This is a genomic window from Neisseria sp. P0009.S007, from assembly GCF_051962515.1.
This window is the reverse complement of record NZ_JBQCVF010000411.1, coordinates 1-1218: the sequence shown is the minus strand read 5'-3', so window position 1 is coordinate 1218 and position 1218 is coordinate 1. Positions and strand designations below refer to the sequence as shown.

The 1218-nt window shown below is 47.8% G+C and carries 1 protein-coding gene; it reads right to left on the bottom strand.

Features of this window, described 5'->3' with window-relative positions; all coding sequences use genetic code 11:
- Positions 1-171: 171 nt before the first annotated feature.
- Entirely contained in the window at positions 172-1134 is a 963-nt protein-coding gene (gene rfaE1, locus ACTHS3_RS13700; protein WP_070607670.1) for a D-glycero-beta-D-manno-heptose-7-phosphate kinase, read from the bottom strand.
- Positions 1135-1218: the final 84 nt, after the last annotated feature.

Here is a 1218-nt window from a genome sequence, read left to right as displayed (position 1 = left end):
AAGCCGGCCGCGCCTGTTACGATAATGGTCATAATGAATTTCCTTTATTTTGATTTTTCAGACGGCCTTGAAGAAATTATGCCATCTGAAAATAAAAACTTGTCTGTCTGGATTATTTGCCAACTGTATTTTTAGACGGCCTTTAGGTTTTAAGGCCGTCTGAAACCGCAATTATTGCTCTTCCAATGCCTTAGTCAATTCGGCAAACGAGCAAACCGCCGTACCAAGTTTCGCCACAACAACACCTGCCGCAGTATTAGCAAGGTGCATGGCTTCGGGCATGGCATAACCAGCGGCCAACCCTAAGCCCACTCCGGCAATAACGGTATCGCCCGCACCGGATACATCATAGACTTCTTGAGCCCGTGTAGGCTGATAAATCGGCTCGCCCTCATTGAACAGGGTCATACCCTCTTCGCTGCGGGTCAGCAAAATCGCGGTCAAGTTAAGATGACGGCGCAGGTTTTGGGCTTTTTCGGTCAAATCGTTTTCGTTTTTCCAGCTGCCCACCACTTCTTTCAATTCTGCACGGTTAGGCGTAATCAGCGTAGCGCCGGCATATTTTTCGTAATCATCGCCTTTCGGGTCGATTAAAACGGGTTTACCGGCCTGTTTCGCCCAGTCGATCATATCGGAAATATGCGACAAACCGCCCTTGCCGTAGTCTGAAAAAATAATGGCATCGTATTCAGGCAACACTTCTCGATATTGATGTTTGATTTGTTCCAATACCTCACGATGAGGCAATTCTTCAAAGTCAAGTCGGATAAGCTGCTGGTTGCGGGCAACAACGCGTAATTTGACAGTAGTCGCAATTTGCTTATCGCGCATCAGATAGGAAGAAACGCCGTCTTGCATCATCAATGCGTCCAACGCATCTGCAGCTTCATCATCGCCGGTCACGGACAACAGCCCTACTTTACCGCCTAATGAGGCGATATTGCGGGCAACGTTTGCTGCTCCACCTGCCCGCTGGTCGATACGGGCGATTTTCGCCACCGGTACAGGAGCTTCAGGAGAAATGCGGGACACATCGCCAAACCAATAGCGGTCGAGCATCACATCGCCGACAACAAGGACTTTGGCTTGTGAAAAACGTGATTTTAGGGTTTCTTGTTGGAACTTGGTTACCATACTGGCTCCATTAAAATCTCTGTGTAAGGCTTGTTATCAGTTTATTGATCTAACAGCCTAAAAATATCTTGAGGCTCATATACC